Below are 21,604 nucleotides of genomic sequence, written 5' to 3' on the forward strand. Positions count from 1 at the left end.
ATGACGCGCGCGGGGTTGACCCCCGGTTTCCCGTCGCTAGGACATTCACCCATGAGCGAAGACCTGCCCGACAGCCTGATTCCCTATGACGAGATCGTGCAGGAAGCGCTGCGCGCGGTCGTCGGCCGGGTGCTGGGGGAAGTGCAGGCGACCGGCGGGCTGCCGGGCGCGCATCATTTCTACATCACCTTCAAGACGCAGGCGCCCGGCGTCGATATTCCGCGCCATCTGGTCGAGCGTTTCCCCGACGAAATGACCATCGTGCTCCAGAATAAATTCTGGGATCTCAAGGTCAGCGACCAGCATTTCGAGGTGAGCCTGACCTTCAATCAGGTCGCGGCGCACCTCTATATCCCCTTCTCCGCGATCACGGCCTTCGTCGATCCGGCGGTCAACTTCGCGCTCCAGTTCCAGGTGAATGCCGACGAAGCGCCCGAGCCGCATGAAGAGGCGGAGAATGACGCGCCGCCGGTGGTGAGCGAAGACGGCTCCAACGTCGTCACGGTGGATTTCGGCAAGAAGAAATAAGGCGGTCAGTTGACCGGGGCGCGGCGGCGGTAGCTGAGCGCTTCGGCGACATGCACGCGGCCCACCCGGTCGGTTCCCGCCAGATCGGCGATGGTCCGCGCCACGCGCAGGACGCGCGTATAGCCGCGCGCCGACAGCTTCATGGCAGCCGCTGCCTCCGCCAGCAGTTGCCGCCCCGCCGCGTCCGGCCCGGCCCATCGTTCCAGCGCATCGCCATCGACTTCGGCATTGGTGCGCGTCGCCGTTCCCGCATAGCGGCCCGTCTGCACCCGCCGCGCCGCCGCCACGCGCGCGGCGACCTCGGCCGATCCTTCGGCGGGCGGCGGCAGGACGAGATCGGCGGCGGTGACGGCCTGCACTTCGACGTGCAGGTCGATGCGGTCGAGCAGCGGTCCCGACACCTTCGCCTGATAATCGGCGGCGCAGCGCGGCGCGCGCGAGCAGGCGAGCGCCGGATCGCCCAGATGGCCGCAGCGGCACGGGTTCATCGCCGCGACCAACTGCACCCGCGCGGGGAAAGTGACATGCGCGTTGGCCCGCGCGACCGTCACCTCGCCCGTCTCCAGCGGCTGACGCAGCGAATCGAGCACGGTGCGCTGGAATTCGGGCAGTTCGTCGAGGAACAGCACGCCCAGATGCGCCATGCTGACCTCGCCGGGCCGGGCCTTCAGGCCGCCGCCGACCAGCGCCGCCATCGACGCGCTGTGATGCGGCGCACGGAAGGGACGCGCGCGGCTGATCCGCCCGCCCTCCAGCGTGCCCGCGACGCTCGCCACCATCGAACTTTCCAGCGCTTCGGCGGGCGTCATGTCGGGCAGGATGCCGGGCATGCAGCTCGCCATCAGCGACTTGCCCGCGCCCGGTGGACCGACCATCAGAAGATTGTGCCCGCCCGCCGCCGCGATCTCCAGCGCGCGCTTGGCGACTTCCTGCCCTTTCACCTGACGCAGATCGGCAGTGCGGAGCGGCGCTTCGACCGCGCCGGGTTGCGGCGGAGACAGCGCGGCAGTGCCCTTGAAATGGTTGAGCAGGCTCAAAAGGTCGGGCGCGGCGACGACTTCGACCTGCCCCGCCCATGCCGCTTCCGCCCCCTGCGCCGCCGGGCAGACCAGACCCATCTCCCGCCCGCCCGCATGGAGCGCGGCCAGCAGCACGCCGGGCGACGGGGCAGTGCGCCCGTCAAGGCCCAGTTCGCCCACCACGACGTATCCCGCCAGCGTTTCGGCGTCGATCACCCCCATCGCGCCCAGCAGGGCGAGCGCGATCGGCAGATCGAAATGCGATCCTTCCTTGGGCAGATCGGCGGGCGACAGGTTCACCGTGATCCGCTTGGGCGGCAGCGACAGGCCAATGGCGGCGATGGCGTTGCGCACCCGCTCGCGGCTTTCGGCCACGGCCTTGTCGGGCAGGCCGACGAGGATGAAATTGGGGAGGCCCGCGACGAGCTGGCACTGCACTTCCACCCCGCGCGCTTCCAGCCCGAGATAGGCGACCGTCGAAACCGTGGCGACCAATATTCCCCCTCTTGGCCGTTCAGGCCGCTTCGTCCGCGCGCCCCTTGAACCCCTGCGCCACGACATACCATTCGACGCTGCCCTTGCGGCTGGCGGGGGGCTTGGCGTGCTTGATCGTCGTGAAATGCTTCTTGAGGATGGCGAGGAGGTCGGCGTCGGTGCCCCCTGCGAACACCTTGGCGACGAAGGTGCCGCCCTTGCGCAGATTTTCCACCGCGAACATCGCCGCCGCCTCGACCAGGCCCATGGTGCGCAGATGATCGGTCTGGGCATGGCCGACCGTGTTGGCCGCCATGTCCGAAATGACGAGGTCCGGCTCCTGCCCCAGCGCTTCGCGCAGCAGGTCGGGCGCGGCGTCGTCCATGAAATCCATCTGGAACAGGGTGACGCCGGGGATCGGATCGGTGGGCAGGAGGTCGATGCCGACCACCGCAGCCTTCGGCGCCATCTTGCGCACGACCTGCGCCCAGCCGCCCGGCGCGACGCCCAGATCGACGACCGCCTTCGATCCCTTCACGAAATGGAATTTCTCGTCGAGTTCGATCAGCTTGAAGGCGGCGCGGCTGCGCCAGCCTTCGGCCTTCGCCTTGCGGACATAGGGGTCGTTGAGATGCCGTTCGAGCCAGCGGACCGACTGCGCGGTGCGGCCCTTGGCGGTTTTGACGCGCACCTTGCCTGCGCCCGCCCCCCTCACATCGGCCTCCCGTCGCGGTCCATCAGGCCGCGCAATATGCCTTCGCGAATGCCCCGGTCGGCGACGCCCAGCCGCTGCGCCGGCCAGATGTCGAGGATGGATTCGAGGATGGCGCAGCCCGCCACCACCAGATCGGCGCGCTCGGTGCCGATGCAGGGCAGCTTCTGCCGTTCCGCCAGCGCCATGCCGGACAATCGCTCCGATATGGCGCGCATCGATTCGCATGGCACGATGAGGCCGTCTATCGCCTGCCTGTCATAGCGCGGCAGGCCCAGATGCAGGCTGGCGAGCGTCGTCACCGTGCCCGATGTGCCGAGCAGGCGGATGCCGTCGGCGTCGCGCGGAAGGCGGCGGGCGAGGGGCAGGAAGGCTTCGGCCACGCGCGCCCGCATCCGGCCATAGGCGGCGGCGCGCTGGACGGGATCGTCATGGTCGAACGCCTCGCTTTCGGTCAGCGACACAACGCCCCACGGCGCGCTGACCCAGTCGACGATGCGGGGAGCACCGTCGCCCTGCGCGTCCACCAGCACCAGTTCGGTCGATCCGCCGCCAATGTCGAAGATGAGCGCGGGGCCGTTGCCCGGCTCCAGCAGCGCATGGCACCCCATCACCGCCAGCCGCGCTTCCTCCTGCGCGCTGATGATGTCGAGCGCGATGCCGGTTTCGCGATAGACGCGCTGGATGAAATCCGCGCCGTTGGAGGCGCGGCGGCAGGCTTCGGTCGCGACCGAGCGGGCCAGCGTCACATGCCGCCGCCGCAGCTTGTCGGCGCAGACGGAAAGAGCGGCGATGGCGCGGTCGATGGCCGCGTCGCTGATCCGTCCGGTCGCGGCCAGCCCTTCGCCCAGCCGCACGATGCGCGAAAAGGCGTCAACGACGATGAAGCCGTCCGCCGATGGCCGGGCGATCAGGAGGCGGCAATTGTTGGTGCCAAGGTCGATGGCGGCATAGGACCGCCGTTCGCGCTGCCCGGAGGCGCCATGGCCCCGCTGCTTGGACGGGGGAGGAATGGCCGCAGCCTTGCTCCCTGTGTCCGCACCGGGCCGGGCAGGATTGCCCGCGCCCCGTCCGGACGGACCGGAACTCTGCGGCGATGGGCGGCTGTGCTGCACCATGGCCGAAACTTTCATCAACGATCGCCAGTCTCACGGGAGACCGGAACTTGCCTTCCGTCTTAGGCAGATATGCAGGAGCGCGCAAGGCTGGCGCATGGGGCGCGCCCGATCGGGGGGCGCGGCGTCCGCTTCCGCTTAACTTCGCATATTTCCCGCAAGTTTTGACAGAGAGTTGCGCGGGTAGGACATTTGCTTTCCTATTCCGCCTCCGGATCATGCCCTGCACCCTGCCCTTTGCGGGCGGGGTAGGACAGGCGGGTCAGAGCGGGAGGAGCGCCGCCACGATCTGCCGCTCCTCGGCGCGCAGGACGCCCCATGCGCGGGCGGCGGCGCGGCTGTCCATCGCTTCGACGCCCACGCTCCGCGCCTCCAGCGCCCGGACGAAGGCGCGCGGCGGCTGGCGCAGGCCCGCACCGGTGCCCAGCAGCAGAAATTCGGGCGCGGGATCGAGGTCGAGCAGGTCGCCCAGCGCGTCCGGCGTCAGCGCATCCACCGCGGGCGCATTCGCCCACGCGAGCGCGCGCACGGGCGACAGCAGCAGGCCGTCAGGAAACACATCGTCGCGCACGCGAAAGCCGCGCCCCTGAAAGCCGGTGACGATCGGCCCCTGCCCGCTCTCATCGCGGCGGAGCTTGATGCCCGTATCGCTCAGGGCTTCGCCCCGTCGTCGCGCGGCCCCACGCGCTCGGCATCGCCCACGAAGCTCTTCTTCGCAGCCTTCTTCTCCGCCGCCGCCGGGGTGAGGCCCAGCGAGATCAGCAGCGAGGAGGAGACGTAGATCGACGAATAGGTGCCGACCACGACGCCCAGCATCATCGCGGCGGTAAAGCCGCGCAGCACATGGCCGCCGAACAGCAGCAGCGCGCCCAGCGCCAGCAGGATGGTCATCGAGGTCATGACCGTGCGCGGCAGGGTTTCGTTGACGGACAGGTCGATCAGCGCCTTCTTGTCCATCTTGCGATATTTGCGCATATTTTCGCGGATGCGGTCGTCAATCACCATCTTGTCGTTGATCGAATAGCCCACGATGGTGAGCACTGCCGCGACGATGTTGAGATCAAATTCAAGCTGGGTGACGGCGAAGAAGCCGAGCGTCATCAGCACGTCGTGCATGATCGCGACGAAGGTCGAGATGCCGAACTGCCATTCGTAGCGGAACCAGGAGAAGATCGCGATGCCGATCACCGCGAGCATCACCGCCAGCACGCCGGTCTGGACCAGTTCGCCCGACACCTTGCCCGACACGGTGTCGTAGCGGGAGAAGGTGACGCCGGGGAACTCGGCTTCCATCGCCTTGCGGGTCTTTTCGACCACGGCGTTGGAGGCGCCCGCGCCGCCCTGTTCGGGCAGGGGCAGGCGGATCTGCACCGTCTTGGGATCGCCGAACTGTTGCAGCGAGCTTTCGCCGACATTGAGCCGGGCGATGGTCGTGCGGACCCTGTCCGTTTCCACGGTCTGCGGGAACTTCGCCTCGATCATCAGGCCGCCGACGAAGTCGACGCCCATGTTCAGCCCCTTGTGCAGCGTCGCGCCCACGGCCAGCACGGTCAGCAGCGCGGTGAGCGCGAACGCCCATTTGCGCATCGCGACGAAGCCGATGTTCGTATTGTCGGGGACGAGTTTGAGCAGTTTCATGGCGTTACCTTAACCCGTTCGGGCTGAACGAAGTCGAAGCCCTTTGCCGAGCGGAGCGAGGCACGCTTCGCCTGCGGCTCAGGGCGAACGGAAGAAGTGGCTCCGAGCGCATCAGATGTTGATTTCGGTCGGGCGATGGGTGCGGACCCAGCGGGCGACGAGCAGGCGGGTGAAGGTGACGGCGGTGAACACGCTGGTCGCGATGCCGATCAGCAGCACGATGGCGAAGCCCTTGACCGGCCCCGATCCGAGCGCGAGCATGATGCCGCCCGCAATGGCGTGGGTCACGTTCGCTTCGAAGATGGTGCGGCTCGCTTCCTTATAGCCATGTTCGATCGACGCGACGATGTTGCGCCCGCGCCGCCGCTCCTCGCGGATGCGTTCGTAGATGAGGACGTTGGCGTCGACCGCCGTGCCGATGGTCAGCACGAAGCCCGCGATGCCCGGCAGCGTCAGCGTCGCGCCGAGGATGCCCATGACGCCAAGGATCACCAGCACGTTGATGGTGACGGCGATGTTGGCGTAGATGCCGAAGCGCCCGTAGCTCACGAACATGAAGACGGCGACCGCGACCACCGCGATGATCGAGGCGATGAGGCCCGCCCGGATCGAGTCCGCGCCAAGGCCCGGCCCGACCGTGCGTTCCTCCACCACGGTCAGCGCGACGGGCAGCTTGCCCGAACGCAGCGCGATGGCGAGCTGGTTCGCGCTTTCGACGGTGAAATTGCCGCTGACCTGCGCGCTGCCGCCCAGGATCGGTTCGTTGATGTTGGGGGCGGAGAGCACCTTGCCGTCGAGGATGATCGCGAAGGGGCGGTTGACATTCTGCGACGTCACCTGACCGAACTTGCGCCCGCCAGAGCCGTTGAAGCGGATGTTGACGATGGCCTGATTATTCTGGTCGTATCCCTGCGTGGCGTCGGTCAGATCCTCGCCCGACACCATCACCTGCCGCTTGACAGCGATCACGGGAGAGCCGGACGGATTGCCGGGATAGGGCAGCACTTCGCTGCCCACCGGCGCACGGCCCTGCGCCACTTCGGCGGGGTTGGCGGTCGTGTCGACCAGCTTGAATTCGAGCTTGGCGGTCTGGCCCAGCAGGTCTTTCAGCGCCTTGGGATCCTGCAGCCCCGGCACCTGCACGACGATGCGGTTGCTGCCCTGCTGCTGGATCGTGGGTTCGCGCGTGCCCATTTCGTCGATGCGCTTGCGGATGACTTCGGTCGCGACTTCCATCGCGCTCTTGACCGCATTGCCGATGCCCGCGTCGGTCGGCGTGATGACGATGCTGCTGCTGTTCACCACCTCGACATTGAAATCGCGCTGCCCGGTGAGGCCCGCGCCCTGCGTCAGCGGGCGGATGCGCTCAACGGCGGCGTCGACCTGACTCGGGTCGCGCACCATGAAGCTGAGCTTGCCGTCGCGGCTCGAAATGTCGCCGATGGCGATCTTCGGGTCGCCCCGGCGCAGTTCGGTGCGGACCTGCTCCTCCATGTTGGTGAGCCGCTGCTTCGCCACGTCCTGCGTCGACGCTTCCAGCAGCAGGTGGCTGCCGCCCGCAAGGTCGAGGCCGAGATTGACGCGCGTCTGCATGAAGCGCGGAAGCTGCGCGACGGTCGATTCGGGCAGGAAGGTCGGGATCGCGCACAGAGCGCCGATCGCCAGAGGCAGGAGGATCGCGAAGACCGCCCAGCGCGAGAAGTTCAGCATCGCAGGGGCGCTCAGTCGTTCGCGGGCTTGGCGGTGGTGGGGTCGATCACGTCGGCGAGGGTCGACTTGACCGCCTTCACCTTCATCCCCGGCGCGAGTTCGATGTCGGCGTAGATGTCGTCCACGCGCACCACCTTGCCGACGAGACCACCGCCGGTCACGACCTGATCGCCCTTCTTCACCGCGTCGATCTTGGCCTTGTGCTGCTTCATCTTCGTCTGCTGCGGACGGATGAGCAGGAAGTAGAAGACGACGAAGATCAGGACCAGCGGCGCCATCTGCACCAGGATTCCAGCGCCGGAGGCTTGCCCGCCGGCGGTCTGGGCAAAGGCTGGGGTAATGAACATGAGTGGACTTTCGCCTTGTTTTTTTAAGGACCGCGCGCCGCCATGCGGCCCACGGATCAAGCGGGGGCGGCTAACACAAATGGGGGCGGCGAAGCAATATGATTAGGGTGGTGCAATCAGGCCGCCGACCCCCGCACAACAGCCCTTGCAACTTCCCCCGCGCCCCTCTAAAGCGCGCCCTCCGGTCGGGACGTAGCGCAGCCTGGTAGCGCATCACACTGGGGGTGTGGGGGTCGGAGGTTCGAATCCTCTCGTCCCGACCAAGGAAAACCGCCGTTTCTTGCGACATGCAGGGGACGGCGTTTTCGTTTCTGGGGGCGCAGCGTCACACAGGTTTCGTCAGCATCTTCTGCGCGCTGCCTCGGATGAAGTCGGAGATCGGGCCGGACATCATCTTGAGCATCATCGGCACCGATACGGTGGCGCGGATGTTCGCCTCCTCGATCAGCAACTGCGTCGGGATCGACTGGCCCATCACGTCGATCCGCATGTCGAGGCGATAGGGTTCGGGCCAGTGCGCCGTGACCGTGCCGCCGCCCGGAATATGCTGCTCCAGCTTGGGCAGGCCCGCCTCGACCCGGCGCTTCGCTTCGTCGCGGCCCAGCGAGTGGGGGATGTCGATGTCCATGCGCTTCGGGCCTTTCCTGTCCTGTTCGTCCTGCCTCTAACGCCGGAGCGGGCGGCAGGGAAGCATGGGGGGGCGAGATTAAATGCTGTCCTACAACAAACCATATGGGATAAATATCCGGCCTCTCCCATGCGAAAGGCTTTCCATGACCATTGACGACCTGATCGACGACGTCATCGCCCGCGAAGGCGGCTATGTGCACCATCCCGCCGACCGCGGCGGGCCGACGAACATGGGCGTCACGCTGGATGTGGCGCGCGACAATGGCTATTTCGGCGACATGCGGACGCTGCCGCGCAAGATCGCGGCGGGCATTTACCGGCGGCTTTACTGGGATCAGCCGGGCTTCGCTTTCGTCGCGGAGGGAAGCTGGCCTGTGGCGGCCGAACTGTTCGACACCGCCGTGAATATGGGCGCGGGCACCGCCATCGGCTTTTTCCAGCGGGCGCTGAACGCGCTCAACCGCAACCAGCAGGATTATCCCGACCTCAAGGTCGACCGGGCGATGGGGGCGCGCACGCTCGGCGCGTTCCGGGCGTTTCGCCTGCTGCGCGGGCCTGCGGGGGACAGTGTGCTGCTGAAGGCGCTGGAGTCCCTGCAGGGGGAACGCTACATCCATCTCGCCGAACAGCGGCCCGCCAACGAAGCCTTCCTCTATGGCTGGCTTGCGAACCGGATCGGTTAGAATCATGCGCCCACAGAACGATCCGCCGCCCGACAGGTTCGCCGCCCGCGCGCGTCCGGCTTTCCTCTACCTCATCTATGCGCTGCTGCTCTGGTCGATCCCGATGGGCCTGATCGCGGGCGTGCGCCCGGAACTGGCGGCGGCGATGACGGCGGGAATGCGCGCCTATCTGAACGCGCTGCCCGAACCGCTCTATGCGCTCTTCGGCACCGGCTATCTGGGCTATACCGCCGCGCGCGCGTGGGACAAGGCGAAGGGCGCGGAGCGATAGGCGAAAAAAATGAGAGGGGCCGCCGGACGCGCGCCATGAAGCCCGCCCCGACGGCCCATCATTGACATGGTCAGCGGCCGGAAGTGCCGCCCAAGGAGAATGATAGTCGCGCTATCCCGTCCTACGACGAGCGACGGCCTGTATGGTGGCGCGCAAATCGCTCAATCGTGATGGAGAGGACCGACGCAGCGGCGTCGCTCAGCGGCGCATTCCCCGAATGGACTTGACCGATCCCATTGCTGAACCATGAGACATCGGATCACCTCCTTTCGCTATGTTGAAGCCCGTATGGCCGTCGCCAGCTTCAAGCCTTTGTTCGGCCACGGGATGACTGTGAATCAGACGCGCCGCGCGATCAAGCCTTGTAATTTTCTTTTTTGGAATCATACTTGCGCGTCCGCGTTTCGCGCCGCGTCACGCTATCCCCGGCAATCCTCGACAACGCGGCCCAGTTCCGCCCAGGCCGGCAGGATGAGCGCGGGCTGACCCGGCACTTCGACCGCGATCTTGCCCCGGCTGTAAGCGATCTGGTCGAGCACCGGATCGGACGCCGCCCGCGCCGCGATCCATGTGCCGGGGGTGCTTCCCGCCGTGGCAGGCCAGGACGCCGCGCCGTAGCTGGTCCGCACCGTCACCGATGCCGCCGCGCCCGGCCCGCCCAGCGCCACGCGCCCCGCCGCCCGGTCGCATCGCAGCGTGAGCCGCCCGTCAGCGCCGAATGCCGCCACGGACCCGCCCGCGTCAGCCGCATAGGTCCACTGGCCGGGCAGAACCGGGCGGTCCTGCCATTCGACCGGAGCGACCGGCTGCACCGGAGCGGGCGCAGGGCTGGACGGTTGCGGGGCGGCCTGCGCGACAGGCTGCGGCGTTGGGCGATTCGTGCCCGGCGCGACGCAGGAAGCGAGCGGCGCCAGCATCGCCATCAGCGCCAGCCGCCGCGTCCTGCTCCCCCTGCCTGCCCGATCCGCCATCGTCCGCCTGCCTCCCTTGCGGCCGCCGCAGCGCCGATCGGAGCGGCGCCTACACCGCGATCAGCGCATAGGGCCGGCCGAACTGTTCCGACACCACAAATTGCGCGCAGTTATAGACTGGCACGCCGCGCGGCGTCTTCCCTTCGAAAGTGCCGCGATGGGCATGGCCATGGACCGCGAAACGCACATTGTCAAAACGGTCGATCGCGTCGGCGAGGCGCGACGACCCGAGAAAGGGAAAGATTTCCGCCGGTTCGCCCGCCACGGTTTCGGCGACCGGCGCATAATGCAGCACCGCCACGACCCGCTCCGTCCGCAGCGAGCGGAGCGCGTTTTCGAGCTTGCGCGCTTCGTTGATGGATTCCTCGACGAAGCCCTTGATCGCCGCTTCGCCGAACGCACCCAGCTCACCGCGCCCGAAGCCACCGACAAAGCCCTTCACCCCGGCAAAGCCCACGCCCCCGATCTCGACCGCCTGCTCGTCCAGCACGGTGACGCCCGCGCCGTGCAGGATGCGCGCGACTTCCTGCGGCTGGCCGCATTCATGATCGTGATTGCCCAGCACCGCGACGGTGGGAATGGTGCAGGCGCGCAGGTCTTCAGCCAGGATCTCCGCCTCGCGCGTCTTGCCGAAATTGGTGAGGTCGCCGCACAGCGCCAGCACGTCCGCCTTCTGCGAAATTTCGGCGAAAAGGTCGCGATATTTATGCTCCGACGCTTCGGTCACGTGCAGGTCGCCGATCGCGGCGACGGTCAGGCTGCCCGGCGGGCCAAACCTCGCTTCGGCGTCACTTGTTGCGCTCATGGCTTTCCTCCAGTCCCTTGCCGACAACATCGGCGAAGCCCCAGTCGGTGATGTCGACGAGATAATCGCGCGGGGACAGCAGCCGCCCCCGGCACACGCGGATGTTGGGCACCGGCAGTTCGGCGCGCGTCTGCAACCGGCCCAGCAGTTCCTCGAACAGCCAGAGCGGAATGCAGTGCCGTTCGGTCGGATAGATGAAGCGGAAGTTGAGAAGGTGGATGAGCAGCACTTCCCAGTGCAGCTCCACCGCGTCGAGCAGCTTCTGCCAGTCGATCGCCTCATGCTGTTTCAGGATCATGTGCGCCACGTCCGCGCCGTCGTAGCGGTAGCGGTCCTGAATATAGATTTTGGAGAGGATGAATTCGGTCGGCGGGGTGATGCGCACGGTGACGCCATAGACTTCGGCATGGGCGGCGCTGCGGAACCATTCCTCCGTCACGGGCAGGCTGGCCGACGAGATATTGTAGATGACGTCGAAGAAATTGTCCCCCTGCCACACCTTGCCGATCCAGCGTTCGTCCTCGAACTCGACTTCATGGCCAAGCTGCCGGAAATGGGCGAGGATGCGGGGCGCGTCGCCCGCCTTGCAGAATACGTCCAGATCCTTGGTCGGCCGCACGATCCCGGTGTAGCAGCCCAGCGCATAGGTGCCCGACAGCATGAAGGGGATGCCGGAACTCACCAGTTCCCGCAGGCTGTCGGTGTAGAATTGCCGTGCCTCGGGCGGCGGGTCGAAGGCATGGGGGTCGCGGGTCATGGCCATCCTGATCGGGCGGGGAGAAAGGGAACCAGCGAGCCGCCGCTTCCGTTCCGATGCGGCGGGCAGCTTGCCTTCCGGGACAGGATGCCTAGGGTGCGGGCTTTCCGATCCCGTTCCAGCGAGGCCTGCGTGACCCGGCACATCCCATGGATATTGACCGCCATCCTGGGCGCGGTGGCGCTGTGCGTCGTTGCCGTCTCGCGTGGGGAAAATGTCAACGCGCTCTGGATCGTGGTCGCGGCGGTGAGCTGTTTCCTCGTCGCCTATCGCTATTATGCGCTGTTCATCGCACGCCATGTCATGCGGCTCGATCCCGCGCGGCCCACGCCCGCGATCCGGCGCGCGGACGGTCTCGATTATGTCGCGACCGACCGCACCGTGCTGTTCGGCCATCATTTCGCCGCCATCGCGGGGGCGGGGCCGCTGGTGGGTCCGGTGCTCGCCGCGCAGATGGGCTACCTCCCCGGCACGCTGTGGATCATCGCGGGCGTGGTGCTGGCGGGCGCGGTGCAGGATTTCATGGTCCTCTTCATCTCGATGCGGCGCGACGGGAAGTCGCTGGGCGAACTGATCCGCATGGAAATGGGGCAGGCGGCGGGCACCATCGCGCTGTTCGGCGCCTTCATGATCATGGTCATCATCCTCGCGGTGCTGGCGCTGATCGTGGTGAAGGCGCTGGCCGAAAGCCCGTGGGGCATGTTCACGGTCGCCGCGACCGTGCCGCTCGCCATGCTGATGGGCGCATATACCCGCTGGATCAGGCCGGGGCGGATCGGCGAAGTGTCGCTGCTGGGCCTGATCGGCCTGATCGCCGCCATCGTCTACGGGCAGGCGGTCGCAGCGTCGCCCGTCTGGGGACCGGCCTTCACCTTCACGCCGGTGCAGCTCTGCTGGATATTGATCGGCTATGGCGCGGTCGCCTCCGTCCTGCCGGTCTGGCTGCTGCTCGCGCCGCGCGACTATCTGTCGACCTTCCTCAAGATCGGGGCGATCGCGGCGCTCGCCATCGGCATCGTCATCATGGCCCCGCCGCTGAAGATGCACGCGGTCACCCAGTTCGTCGGCGGCGACGGGCCGGTGTGGGCGGGCGGCCTCTTCCCCTTCCTGTTCATCACCATCGCCTGCGGGGCGGTGTCAGGCTTCCATGCGCTCATCGCCAGCGGCACCACGCCCAAGCTGATCGCGAGCGAGGGCGACGCGCCGATGATCGGCTATGGCGCGATGCTGATGGAGGCGTTCGTGGCGATCATGGCGCTGGTCGGCGCGTCGATCCTCGACCCCGGCATCTATTTCACGATGAACAGCCCCGCCGCGCTGATCGGCACCGACGCCGCGAGCGCATCCGCCGCCGTCACCGCCATGGGCTTTCCCATCACCCCCGACCTGATCGCGCAGACGGCGAAAGATGTGGGCGAACACAGCATCATTTCGCGCGTGGGCGGCGCGCCGACTCTGGCCGTGGCGATGGCGGAAATTTTCAGCCATGTGGTCGGCGGCGTGGGCATGAAGGCCTTCTGGTATCATTTCGCGATCCTGTTCGAAGCGCTCTTCATCCTGACGGCCGTGGACGCGGGCACGCGCGCGGGGCGTTTCATGCTGCAGGATCTGATCGCGCTCGCCGTGCCCTCCTTCAAGGACAGCGCGCGGCAGTGGCCCGGCTTCGTCGCCACGGGCCTAACCGTCGCGGCATGGGGCTTCTTCCTCTATCAGGGCGTCACCGATCCACTGGGCGGCGTGAACACGCTCTGGCCGGTGTTCGGCATCTCCAACCAGATGCTCGCGGCCATCGCGCTGATGCTCGGCACCGCCGTCCTTTTCCGCATGAAGCGAGAGCGTTATGCGTTCGTGACGATGGTGCCGGCGGGCTGGCTGCTTGTGTGCACACTGTCGGCGGGCTGGCTCAAGCTCTTCTCCGCCGATCCCAAGGTCGGTTTCCTCGCCCATGCGCGCAAATTCGGCGCGGCGGCGGAGCGGGGAGAATTGCTGGCGCCCGCCAGGTCGGCGGCGGAAATGAACGCCATCGTCTTCAACGACCGGGTCGACGCCGCGCTGGTGGCGATCTTCCTCCTCGTTGTGCTCTCGCTGCTCGGCTTCACGATCCGCGCCTGCCTCGCCGCGCGGCGTGCGGACGCGCCGAGCGTGCGGGAGATCGGCGCGCAGGCAGCGGGTGCGGCGGCATGAGCGGCCTTTTCCACCGCCTGCGGGCGAGCGCGCGACTCATGGTGGGGCTGCCCGATTATGACGCCTATGTCGCGCATATGGCGGCGCATCACCCCGACCGGCAGCCGATGGACCGCACCGCCTTTTTCCGGGACCGACAAGAGGCGAAATATGGCGGAAAAGGCGGCGGGCGATGCTGCTGAAATTGCAATAAAATTACAAAACCGGGAAATTTTACGAATGAATAATTGGGTTATACCGCATTTTGGGTATTGCCGTTTGCAGACTCTCTGATATCCGCGCCATGTCCTTGGTGCCCGACAGCCTTGAGGATATGCCCTCCGCCACCCTTGCGGCGGAGGGCAAACTTTCCCCTCAGCACACCGCATTGAAGCCCGCGATCATCCCGGCGGCGATGGACAGCGCGATCTCCGCCGCGCCGACCGCCCGGATGTCCAGCCCTGCAGGCCCGTCGATCCGCGCCAGATCCTCCGCCCCGAAGCCCGCCGCGCCGAGCCGCTCCAGCCGGGCGGCATGGCTGCGGCGCGATCCCAGCGCCGCGATATAGCCGGTCGGCGCACGCAGCGCCGCCGCGAGCGCGGGATCGTCGATCTTGATGTCATGGCTCAGCGTCACCACCGCCGTCGCCTCGCCGGGCGCGCGCGCCGCCACCGCCTCGTCGGGCCAGCGGTCGTCCAGCTCGACGCCGGGAAAGCGCTCGGGCGTCAGGAAACGCCCGCGCGGGTCGATCACCACCGGCGTCACCCCGATCGCCTGCGCCAGTGGCACCAGACTCTGCGCGATCTGCACCGCCCCCACGATCAGCAGCCGCCGGGGCGGATCGTAACGGTTGAGGAACTCGCCCTCCGCCCTTCCCTCGCGCGTGATCCCGGTGGCAAGATCGGTGCAGAGCGTCAGCGCGCGGCCCTGCCCGCTTTCCTCCATGATGCGTTCGAACAGGGCGGGCGGGAAGCCCTTGCCGCTCACCGGCTGCACCAGCACCGCGATCTCGCCGCCGCAGGGCAGCCCCACCTCCCACGCATCGCCGTCGGCGACGCCGTAGGTCTGAAGATGCGCGTCCCGCCCGGCGATCACCTCGGCGGCGCGTTGCAGCACGTCGCTTTCGACGCAGCCGCCTGATATGCTGCCTTCGAAACGGCCATCGGCATGGACGATCATATGGCTGCCGCGTGGGCGCGGGGCCGATCCCCAGGTCGACACCACCGTCGCCAGCGCCATCGGCGCGCCGCGCCATTCGAGCGCCTTCGCGATCACCGCGCCATTGTCGTTCATGCGTGCGTATCTCCTCGTGCGGCGACACAGATGCGCATCGCAGCGTCCTAGTGACCCGAATCTGAAGTTCGTCACATTATCCGGTGAGGCTGAGCGAACTTCAGATTCATCAGGGTCACTGGTAACTACATGATTCTATTGTGGTTTATGGATTTGAAATACGCTCACCGCCTTGCCGCACTATGTAGCGTATTTCAAATCCACCACACTAGTGCAACCGCCGCCCGGTCCACACGACGCGCCCGACAATGTCGACCAGTTCGGGGTCGATGTCGGCCCAGTCGGGATAATGGGCGTTGTCGCTCAGGACGCTGAAGCGTCCGCGCAGCGGCCCCATCGCCACGCGCTTCACCATCAGCACGCCGTCGAGCCGCAGCACATAGATGCCGTCGCGCAGCCGGTCGGCGGCATCGTCATGGTCGACCATGATGTCGTCGCCATCGTTGAGCGTGGGCGCCATCGATTCGCCGTCGACGCGGATGATCGACACGCGCTGCGGTCGCACCCCCATGTGGCGCAGCCAGCCCGCGTCGAACGCCAGCGCGCCCGCCGCCCGCTCATCGTCGTCGAGCGATCCCACGCCCGCCGATGCGCCCAGCGCCAGCCGGGGCACGGCGACGACCGCGGGCAGCCTGCGCCCGCGCGTGGCGAGGCGCGCCGGATCGGGCGCGGCCGCCCCCAGCATTTCTTCCGCCACGCCGAAATAGCGCGCCAGAACGCGCCGGTCGTCCTCGTCCAGCTTGCGGGGCGTGCCGCGCTTGATGAACTGCTGGATATAGGCGGGATTGCGCCCGATCAGCCGCGACAGATCGGCATAATTCTCCCCCCGTTCGGCGATCAGCCGGTCGAGAGCGATGCGGGCGTGCTGAGATTCATCCATATCAGGTCCATAATGATAGGAATTTTCCTAGACAAGTAGGAAATTGGGTTAGAGATAGGAATCTGCCTATCGAATCGCGGGGCACGAGTCGCGGTTCACGGGGGAGAAGAATTTGATGTTGCTGATGAAAATCGAGAAGTTTCTGCGGGAATTCCACATTCCGCCGACGCGGTTCGGGCGGGATTGCGTGCGCGATCCGCGACTGGTCTTCGACCTGCGGCTGGGGCGCGAACCGGGCGCACGGGTGTCGCGAAGGATAGAACATTTCATGAACACTTATCGCAGGAGCCATGGCCAATGACAAGAGTTGTTCCGCAATCGGGTTCCGCCAATCTGGTCCGAAACAAAGCGATCGGGCCAAGAGGGTCCGATCCGCTGTCCCGCCTGCTGGCGCATCTGATCGTGCGCGGGGGGCGCACCACGGAGATCGAGCGGGCGACCAGCCGTCCCTGGGCCAGCGCCCTGTTCGAAGGGCGCCGCCACATCGTCCGCCTGCGCCTGCACGGGCCGAACGCCGCCGAGCGCGCCGCGGCCTATCATGAGGGGATCGAATCGGCCGAGTTCGCTCTCCCCGGCCATTTCGTCGCCGACATCCAGGTCGATGCCAGCGGACAGGATCAATATGGTCCGTGGGTCGAAATTTCCGCCCTGACCATCGCCGACTGGTAACGCCCTATCGGCGGCCCGCCATCGACCGCAGCGTGCCCAGCGCCTCGCGCAGTGCGGCGTCGGTATCGCGGGCGACATGGTCGCGCACCGGCACGGGCTGCGCGACCGGCATGTCGGCGATGACGCCGCTGCATGCGACGGGCGGCACGGTGGCGCGGGTGCGCTGCGACAGGCCGCGTTCCAGCCGCTCGGTCAGTTCGGTGATCGACAGACCCTGCGTCGGCGCGCGGAGCGGCAGCGGCGCGAGCGGCTCTTCCAGGCGGTCGGCGGGCCGGCGGTCGGCGGGAGCGGCGAAGGACAAAGGCTCGTCCCACAGCGGCTCCGCCTCTTCCACGTCCGGCTCCAACGCGGGGGGAGCGGCGCGCAGGAAGGTCGGTTCGGCGGGGGCCGCGGCCTCGTCAGCGGGCGGGGCGCGGTCGAAAATATCCAGGCCGTCGAAATCCTTGCTGGCGAAGATCGGCGCGCGCGCCGGCGCGTCGGGATGCGCGTCGGCGCGGCGCAGCGCAGGCACCGGCGCATCCTCGACAGGGGCAGCGCGGCCCCGTGCCAGCGCGGTCAGCTTGGAAAAGGCGAAACCCATTGTCTTTGCTCCTCGGGCGCGTGGCTCGCGCACCTGCTCTTCACTATCCTCGCGCCCACCGTCCTGCGTGCGCGCCGTCAATCCCGTGATCCCCGCCGCCATCAGCCCGGCAAAGCCCGCCAGCAGCAGCCGTGCCGTCTGTCCCAGCGGCGGTGCGGCGGCGGGCACCGCCTCGCTGATGCCGCTCGACGCGACGACCGTTTCGATGAGGCCGACCGGCATGAACAGCACCGCCAGCGCTGCCGCCAGCGCGCCCAGCGCCGCCATCGTGCCTGCCCTGCGGGAATGTCGCATCATGTCCGCCGCTCAGGCCGCCGCCCGCGCGTCGGCGGGGCGGGCGAGCAGCCGCTCGTAAACGGGTTCGTAGCGCAGGATGTTGGCGGCCCAGTTACGCTCAGCCTCGACGAAGGCGCGGGCGGCGGCGCGGCGCTCGTCCCACTGCGCCCGCTGCGCGAACAGACCCGCGAGAGCCTGCGCGATCGCCGCCGGATCGTCCGGAGCGAACAGCGTGCCGGTGACGCCATCCTCGATCAGTTCGCGATGGCCGCCAACGCCCGACGCCGCAACCAGCCGCCCCTGCGCCATCGCCTCCAGCGGCTTCAATGGCGTCACCAGATCGGTGAGGCGCATCGCTTTCCTCGGATAGGCAAGCACGTCGACCTGCGCATAATAATGTTCGACCTCGTCATGCGGCACGCGCCCGACGAAGCGGATGCGGTCGGCGAAGGGCGATGCCGTCGCCTGATCGCGCAGCGCATCCTCGCGCGGGCCGCCGCCCACCAGCAGCAGCTTCGCCTTCGGCCGGGCGCGCACGAGTCGCGGCATGGCGGCGATCAGGTCATCCAGCCCTTCATAATCATAGAAGCTGCCGATGAAGCCGACGACATCGGCATCTTCCAGCCCCAGCTTCGCCGTCAGCGCCGGGTCGCGCGGCACCGGCGTGCCGAACTGGTCCATATCGACGCCGTTGGGCGACACGACGATCCGGGCGGGATCGACGCCACGTGCGATCAGGTCGCCGCGCAGCCCTTCGCAGATCACCGCCACCGCATCCGCCTGCCGCACCGCATGGGTTTCGAGCTGACGCGTCAGCCAGTAACGCGGGCTGCCCTCGACGCCGGTGCCGTTGCCGACCGCCGCATCCTCCCAGAAGGCGCGAATCTCGTAGATCAGGGGCAGGCCGTGACGCTTCGCCACTTTCTGCGCCGCCATGGCGTTCAGCACGGGGGAATGGGCGTGGATGATGTCCGGCCGCCATTGCCGCACCAGCGCGTCGATGGCGTCGGCATGGGCGGCGATGTCGCGCCATTCGCGAATCAGCGGATTGCCCTCCGCCGCGATGCCGGGCGTGCGGTGGAAGATGAGACCGTCGACCTCCTCCACCAGCGGTCCCTGCGCGGTGTGGCGGTGCCCGGTGATGCCGCGCACCTCCCAGCCCCGCGCCACCTGCGCGCGCAGGATCGCCCGTGTCCGGAAGGTGTAGCCGCTGTGCAGCGGCAGGCTGTGGTCCAGCACATGAAGAATGCGAGTCATAGCCCGCACGGTCTGCCCGAAAAGGTTTAACGGCCCATAAACTCTGTCGCGCTAGGGAAAGGGCCGTGCTGACCGGAACCATCCTTCTCCCATGATCGACGCGCTGTCCCTGCTGGTAAGCCATGGCGCGATTCTGCTGGCGGCGTGGCGGCTGCTGCCGCGCGCCGATCTGGACCGCGATCCCGCGCCGGACGAATCGGACATGGGCGCGGAGGCTCCGGCCGATGCGTGACCTCTTCTTCCTCGCCTTTCTGGGGCTGTTCGGCGTCATGGGCCTCAGGCGCCCGTTCCTGCTGGTCGCGCTCTACGCCTATATCGACATCGTCTCGCCCCAGCGGCTGTCCTATTTCCTGCTCAACGCCATTCCCATCTCCGCCATCGCCTTCGCGCTGATGGTGGGGGCGTGGCTGGCGGTGGACGACAAGAAGGACTGCCGCTTCTCCGCGCGGCAGGGGCTGATGCTGCTGCTGCTCGCCTGGTGCGGCTACACCACCATGACCGCCGACTTCCCGCTGGAGGCGATGACGAAATGGAACTGGGTGTGGAAGGCGATCGTCGCGGGCGTGTTCCTTCCCCTCGTCCTGCGCACAAGGCTGCGGATCGAGGCGCTGGCGCTTTTCATGATCCTGTGCGCGAGCACGATCATCATCAACGGCGGCATGAAGACGGCGCTGTCGGGCGGCGGCTACGGCGTGCTCAACCTGATGGTAGAGAATAACAGCGGCCTTTACGAAGGCTCCATCATCTCCTGCGTCGCCATCTCGCTGATCCCGCTCATCCTCTGGTTCACGCATCATGGCACAGTTTTCCCGCCCGACTGGCGCGTGAAGCTCTTTGCCTACTGCCTGTGCTTCGCCTGCATGCTGATGCCCATCGGCACCGAAGCGCGCACCGGCCTTGTCTGCCTCGTCATACTTGCGGGCATGATGCTGATGCGGTCAAAGCGGAAATTCGTCTACGCGCCGCTGCTCGCCTTCGCGGGCCTCGCCGCCATCCCCTTCCTGCCCGCGAGCTTCACCGACCGGATGAAGACCATCGAGAATCATCAGGGCGACGAAAGCGCCTCCACCCGCGTCGCTGTGTGGATGTGGACGCTCGACTATGTGAAGCAGCACCCCGGCGGCGGCGGGTTCGACAATTATCTCGCCAACAGCTTCACCTACCACACCCGCGAAACGGTGAGCGACGGCGCGGGCACGCGCGTCGAAAGCCGCCTCGTCACCGACAAGGGCCGCGCCTATCACAGCGCCTATTTCGAGATGCTGGGCGAACAGGGCTATTTCGGTTTCGCCCTCTGGGCGCTGCTGCACGGCATCTGTTTCATCCGCACCGAAGCGATCCGCCGCCGCTTCCGCACCCGCGACGGACCGCAGGACGCGTGGATCGCGCCCTTCGCTCTCGCGCTCCAGCAGGGGCATGTCGTCTATATGATCGGATCGCTGTTCGTGGGCATCGCCTATCAGCCCTTCATCTTCATGATGCTCGCGCTCCAGATCGGGCTGGACACCTATGTCAGCCGCCGTGCGAAGGACGCGGCGCGGCGCGATCTTCAGGCGGCGCTGGTCGCCCGGCAGGGGCTGCCCGCATGAGCGGCGAGCTGCGCCTCGTCAGCCTCGCGCACGGGCTGCTGCTCGGCCTGCTGCTGGCCGCGCCCGTGCTCGCGCCCGCGATCCTGCCGCACGCGACGATGGCGCTGTTCCTGCTGGGCGGCTTCCAGTTGCGCCTCGCCGACCGGCGCTTCACGCTGCGCGGCGCGGAATCGTGGATCAGCCATATCCGCATGACGCCCCGGCGCCTGCTGCCATGGGGGGCGGCCGCGCTCGGCGCGCTGGCGAGCGGCCACGGGGGTCGCGCCGCCGCGATCCTGCTGGCGGCGCTGGCGGGCGAAACGCTGCTCTATCCGCTGTGCGCCAACGCACTGGCGCGCCAGACGCGCATGCGCATCGCCCTGTTCCTGCTGCCGCTCATGGCGCTGAGCGCGAGCGTGCCGGTCGAAGCCGTCGCTTTCGCGGCCGCGTTCCTGACCGGCGTCGCTACCTGCCTTTTCTGGCTGCGCGGTCCCGATGGCGAGGCGCGCGCCTTTGTCACCGCGCTCTGCATCCTGACGCTGGCGGGGATCGCAGCCCTGCTCGAACCCGCGCTGCTGCCGTGGATGACGCCGCTCGCCACCGTCAGCGCGCTCCTCGCGCTGGCGCATCTTTCGGTGCTGCGCCGCCGCCCCGTGCCCTGGCGGCAGCCGGGCGGCGGCAGCGGCTCTTTCCTCAGGCGTCCGCTGTGGCAACATCCGCTACGGCAGCCTTGAAGGCGTCGACGAAGGCGGGAATATCGTCCGGCTTGCGGCTGGTGATGAGATTGCCGTCGACCACCACTTCGCGATCCACGACGCTCGCCCCCGCATTGGCAAGGTCGGTGCGGACCGAGGGCCATGACGTAACCGTCCGCCCGTCGACCACATCGGCCTCCACCAGCAGCCACGGCCCGTGGCAGATCGCGGCGACCGGCTTGCCCGATACGGCAAAGTTGCGCACGATCTCGACGGCCTTGTCGTTGGTGCGCAGCGTATCGGGATTGGCGACACCGCCGGGCAGCAGCAGCCCGTCATATTCCTCGATCTTCACCTGATCCAATGTGATGTCGGGGGTGATCGTGTCGCCCTTCTCATCATGCTTCATGCCCTGAATGGGATCGGTCGCGGGCGAGGCGAGCGTCACTTTCGCGCCTGCGTCGATCAGGCTCTGGCGCGGATCGAACAGTTCGGACTGCTCAAAACCGTCGGTGGCGACGATCAGGATACGGCTTTGGTCAACGGATGGCATGGCACTTCTC

The 21,604-nt window shown here is 67.3% G+C and carries 26 protein-coding genes and 1 tRNA gene; 11 read left to right on the plus strand and 16 right to left on the minus strand.

From position 1 onward, the window contains the following. Positions 1 to 51: 51 nt before the first annotated feature. Positions 52 to 528 (plus strand): SspB family protein, encoded by a 477-nt coding sequence (locus SAMIE_RS14290; RefSeq protein WP_066700968.1) that lies wholly within the window; start codon positions 52 to 54, stop codon positions 526 to 528. Positions 529 to 533: 5 nt separating this feature from the next. Here the strand turns inward: SAMIE_RS14290 and SAMIE_RS14295 are convergent, their stop codons facing one another. From SAMIE_RS14295 to yajC, 7 genes are all read right to left on the minus strand, one after another. After that, positions 534 to 2,042 carry a YifB family Mg chelatase-like AAA ATPase gene (locus SAMIE_RS14295; RefSeq protein WP_066700969.1) on the minus strand — a complete coding sequence of 503 codons (1,509 nt, stop codon included), beginning with the start codon at positions 2,040 to 2,042 and terminating at the stop codon, positions 534 to 536. 19 nt (positions 2,043 to 2,061) lie between these two features. Beyond that, a complete protein-coding gene (locus SAMIE_RS14300; protein WP_066700970.1) occupies positions 2,062 to 2,736 on the minus strand; it encodes an RlmE family RNA methyltransferase in 675 nt (224 codons plus the stop codon). Next, entirely contained in the window at positions 2,733 to 3,851 is a 1,119-nt protein-coding gene (locus SAMIE_RS14305) for a Ppx/GppA phosphatase family protein (RefSeq protein ID WP_066701035.1), read from the minus strand. Before SAMIE_RS14305 ends, SAMIE_RS14300 begins: the two co-directional genes overlap by 4 nt. Before the next feature lie 259 nt (positions 3,852 to 4,110). Continuing rightward, positions 4,111 to 4,452: an MTH938/NDUFAF3 family protein gene (locus SAMIE_RS14310; RefSeq protein ID WP_083952507.1), complete on the minus strand. Its 342-nt coding sequence runs from the start codon at positions 4,450 to 4,452 to the stop codon at positions 4,111 to 4,113. Positions 4,453 to 4,499: 47 nt separating this feature from the next. After that, positions 4,500 to 5,486 carry a protein translocase subunit SecF gene (gene secF, locus SAMIE_RS14315; protein ID WP_066700972.1) on the minus strand — a complete coding sequence of 329 codons (987 nt, stop codon included), beginning with the start codon at positions 5,484 to 5,486 and terminating at the stop codon, positions 4,500 to 4,502. A gap of 111 nt (positions 5,487 to 5,597) precedes the next feature. After that, entirely contained in the window at positions 5,598 to 7,196 is a 1,599-nt protein-coding gene (gene secD / locus SAMIE_RS14320) for a protein translocase subunit SecD (protein WP_066700973.1), read from the minus strand. Between the two features lie 11 nt (positions 7,197 to 7,207). Further along, the gene (gene yajC / locus SAMIE_RS14325) at positions 7,208 to 7,543 is read right to left on the minus strand and encodes a preprotein translocase subunit YajC (protein ID WP_066700974.1); all 336 of its coding nucleotides are present in this window, start codon (positions 7,541 to 7,543) and stop codon (positions 7,208 to 7,210) included. Positions 7,544 to 7,729: 186 nt separating this feature from the next. On the opposite strand from yajC, the gene SAMIE_RS14330 reads away from it, so the two are divergent. Then, positions 7,730 to 7,806: transfer RNA gene (locus SAMIE_RS14330), tRNA-Pro, on the plus strand. 62 nt (positions 7,807 to 7,868) lie between these two features. Here SAMIE_RS14330 and SAMIE_RS14335 read toward each other — a convergent pair. Continuing rightward, positions 7,869 to 8,171, minus strand: a complete 303-nt coding sequence (locus tag SAMIE_RS14335; protein WP_066700975.1) for a polyhydroxyalkanoic acid system family protein — start codon at positions 8,169 to 8,171, stop codon at positions 7,869 to 7,871. A gap of 145 nt (positions 8,172 to 8,316) precedes the next feature. On the opposite strand from SAMIE_RS14335, the gene SAMIE_RS14340 reads away from it, so the two are divergent. Both SAMIE_RS14340 and SAMIE_RS14345 read left to right on the plus strand, forming a co-directional pair. Beyond that, positions 8,317 to 8,856: a glycoside hydrolase family 108 protein gene (locus SAMIE_RS14340; RefSeq protein WP_066700976.1), complete on the plus strand. Its 540-nt coding sequence runs from the start codon at positions 8,317 to 8,319 to the stop codon at positions 8,854 to 8,856. 4 nt (positions 8,857 to 8,860) lie between these two features. Continuing rightward, the gene (locus SAMIE_RS14345; RefSeq protein WP_066700977.1) at positions 8,861 to 9,127 is read left to right on the plus strand and encodes a 3TM-type holin; all 267 of its coding nucleotides are present in this window, start codon (positions 8,861 to 8,863) and stop codon (positions 9,125 to 9,127) included. Positions 9,128 to 9,546: 419 nt separating this feature from the next. Here the strand turns inward: SAMIE_RS14345 and SAMIE_RS14350 are convergent, their stop codons facing one another. Genes SAMIE_RS14350 through SAMIE_RS14360 form a run of 3 tightly spaced genes read right to left on the minus strand, consistent with a single transcriptional unit; the run spans position 9,547 to position 11,660 of the window. Further along, positions 9,547 to 10,098 (minus strand): hypothetical protein, encoded by a 552-nt coding sequence (locus SAMIE_RS14350; protein ID WP_126516855.1) that lies wholly within the window; start codon positions 10,096 to 10,098, stop codon positions 9,547 to 9,549. A gap of 49 nt (positions 10,099 to 10,147) precedes the next feature. Next, positions 10,148 to 10,903: a metallophosphoesterase family protein gene (locus SAMIE_RS14355; RefSeq protein WP_066700978.1), complete on the minus strand. Its 756-nt coding sequence runs from the start codon at positions 10,901 to 10,903 to the stop codon at positions 10,148 to 10,150. Beyond that, complete coding sequence (locus SAMIE_RS14360) at positions 10,887 to 11,660, minus strand: nucleotidyltransferase (protein WP_066700979.1); 774 nt, start codon at positions 11,658 to 11,660, stop codon at positions 10,887 to 10,889. Before SAMIE_RS14360 ends, SAMIE_RS14355 begins: the two co-directional genes overlap by 17 nt. Before the next feature lie 132 nt (positions 11,661 to 11,792). On the opposite strand from SAMIE_RS14360, the gene SAMIE_RS14365 reads away from it, so the two are divergent. Together SAMIE_RS14365 and SAMIE_RS14370 are read left to right on the plus strand one after the other, a co-directional pair. After that, a complete protein-coding gene (locus SAMIE_RS14365) occupies positions 11,793 to 13,844 on the plus strand; it encodes a carbon starvation CstA family protein (RefSeq protein ID WP_066701037.1) in 2,052 nt (683 codons plus the stop codon). Continuing rightward, positions 13,841 to 14,026, plus strand: a complete 186-nt coding sequence (locus SAMIE_RS14370; RefSeq protein WP_066700980.1) for a YbdD/YjiX family protein — start codon at positions 13,841 to 13,843, stop codon at positions 14,024 to 14,026. Before SAMIE_RS14365 ends, SAMIE_RS14370 begins: the two co-directional genes overlap by 4 nt. 172 nt (positions 14,027 to 14,198) lie before the next feature. Here SAMIE_RS14370 and SAMIE_RS14375 read toward each other — a convergent pair whose 3' ends face one another. Both SAMIE_RS14375 and SAMIE_RS14380 read right to left on the minus strand, forming a co-directional pair. Continuing rightward, positions 14,199 to 15,116, minus strand: coding sequence for an XdhC family protein (locus SAMIE_RS14375; RefSeq protein ID WP_066700981.1), 918 nt, complete (start codon positions 15,114 to 15,116; stop codon positions 14,199 to 14,201). A 208-nt stretch (positions 15,117 to 15,324) separates the two neighbouring features. Then, on the minus strand, positions 15,325 to 15,996 hold the full coding sequence (locus tag SAMIE_RS14380; protein WP_066700982.1) for a S24 family peptidase: 672 nt from the start codon (positions 15,994 to 15,996) through the stop codon (positions 15,325 to 15,327). A gap of 115 nt (positions 15,997 to 16,111) precedes the next feature. Here SAMIE_RS14380 and SAMIE_RS14385 point away from each other — a divergent pair, with 115 nt between their 5' ends. Beyond that, positions 16,112 to 16,297: a hypothetical protein gene (locus SAMIE_RS14385; RefSeq protein WP_066700983.1), complete on the plus strand. Its 186-nt coding sequence runs from the start codon at positions 16,112 to 16,114 to the stop codon at positions 16,295 to 16,297. Then, entirely contained in the window at positions 16,294 to 16,665 is a 372-nt protein-coding gene (locus tag SAMIE_RS14390) for a hypothetical protein (RefSeq protein WP_066700984.1), read from the plus strand. The genes SAMIE_RS14385 and SAMIE_RS14390 overlap by 4 nt, the downstream gene beginning before the upstream one ends. 4 nt (positions 16,666 to 16,669) lie before the next feature. Here SAMIE_RS14390 and SAMIE_RS14395 read toward each other — a convergent pair whose 3' ends face one another. After that, positions 16,670 to 17,542, minus strand: coding sequence for a hypothetical protein (locus SAMIE_RS14395; RefSeq protein ID WP_232037260.1), 873 nt, complete (start codon positions 17,540 to 17,542; stop codon positions 16,670 to 16,672). Between the two features lie 9 nt (positions 17,543 to 17,551). Further along, on the minus strand, positions 17,552 to 18,778 hold the full coding sequence (locus SAMIE_RS14400; RefSeq protein WP_066700986.1) for a TIGR04063 family PEP-CTERM/XrtA system glycosyltransferase: 1,227 nt from the start codon (positions 18,776 to 18,778) through the stop codon (positions 17,552 to 17,554). 91 nt (positions 18,779 to 18,869) lie between these two features. Here SAMIE_RS14400 and SAMIE_RS23435 point away from each other — a divergent pair, with 91 nt between their 5' ends. From SAMIE_RS23435 to SAMIE_RS14410, 3 genes are read left to right on the plus strand one after another with little or no spacing between them, the layout of a single operon-like run. Further along, positions 18,870 to 19,010, plus strand: coding sequence for a hypothetical protein (locus SAMIE_RS23435; RefSeq protein ID WP_162849071.1), 141 nt, complete (start codon positions 18,870 to 18,872; stop codon positions 19,008 to 19,010). After that, complete coding sequence (locus SAMIE_RS14405) at positions 19,003 to 20,367, plus strand: putative O-glycosylation ligase, exosortase A system-associated (protein ID WP_066700987.1); 1,365 nt, start codon at positions 19,003 to 19,005, stop codon at positions 20,365 to 20,367. The genes SAMIE_RS23435 and SAMIE_RS14405 overlap by 8 nt, the downstream gene beginning before the upstream one ends. Further along, positions 20,364 to 21,080, plus strand: a complete 717-nt coding sequence (locus SAMIE_RS14410; RefSeq protein WP_066700988.1) for a hypothetical protein — start codon at positions 20,364 to 20,366, stop codon at positions 21,078 to 21,080. The genes SAMIE_RS14405 and SAMIE_RS14410 overlap by 4 nt, the downstream gene beginning before the upstream one ends. Here SAMIE_RS14410 and SAMIE_RS14415 read toward each other — a convergent pair. Then, entirely contained in the window at positions 21,040 to 21,594 is a 555-nt protein-coding gene (locus tag SAMIE_RS14415) for a type 1 glutamine amidotransferase domain-containing protein (protein WP_066700989.1), read from the minus strand. The genes SAMIE_RS14410 and SAMIE_RS14415 overlap by 41 nt on opposite strands. Positions 21,595 to 21,604 lie beyond the last annotated feature (10 nt).

The organism is Sphingobium amiense (genome assembly GCF_003967075.1).
Taxonomy (GTDB): domain Bacteria; phylum Pseudomonadota; class Alphaproteobacteria; order Sphingomonadales; family Sphingomonadaceae; genus Sphingobium; species Sphingobium amiense.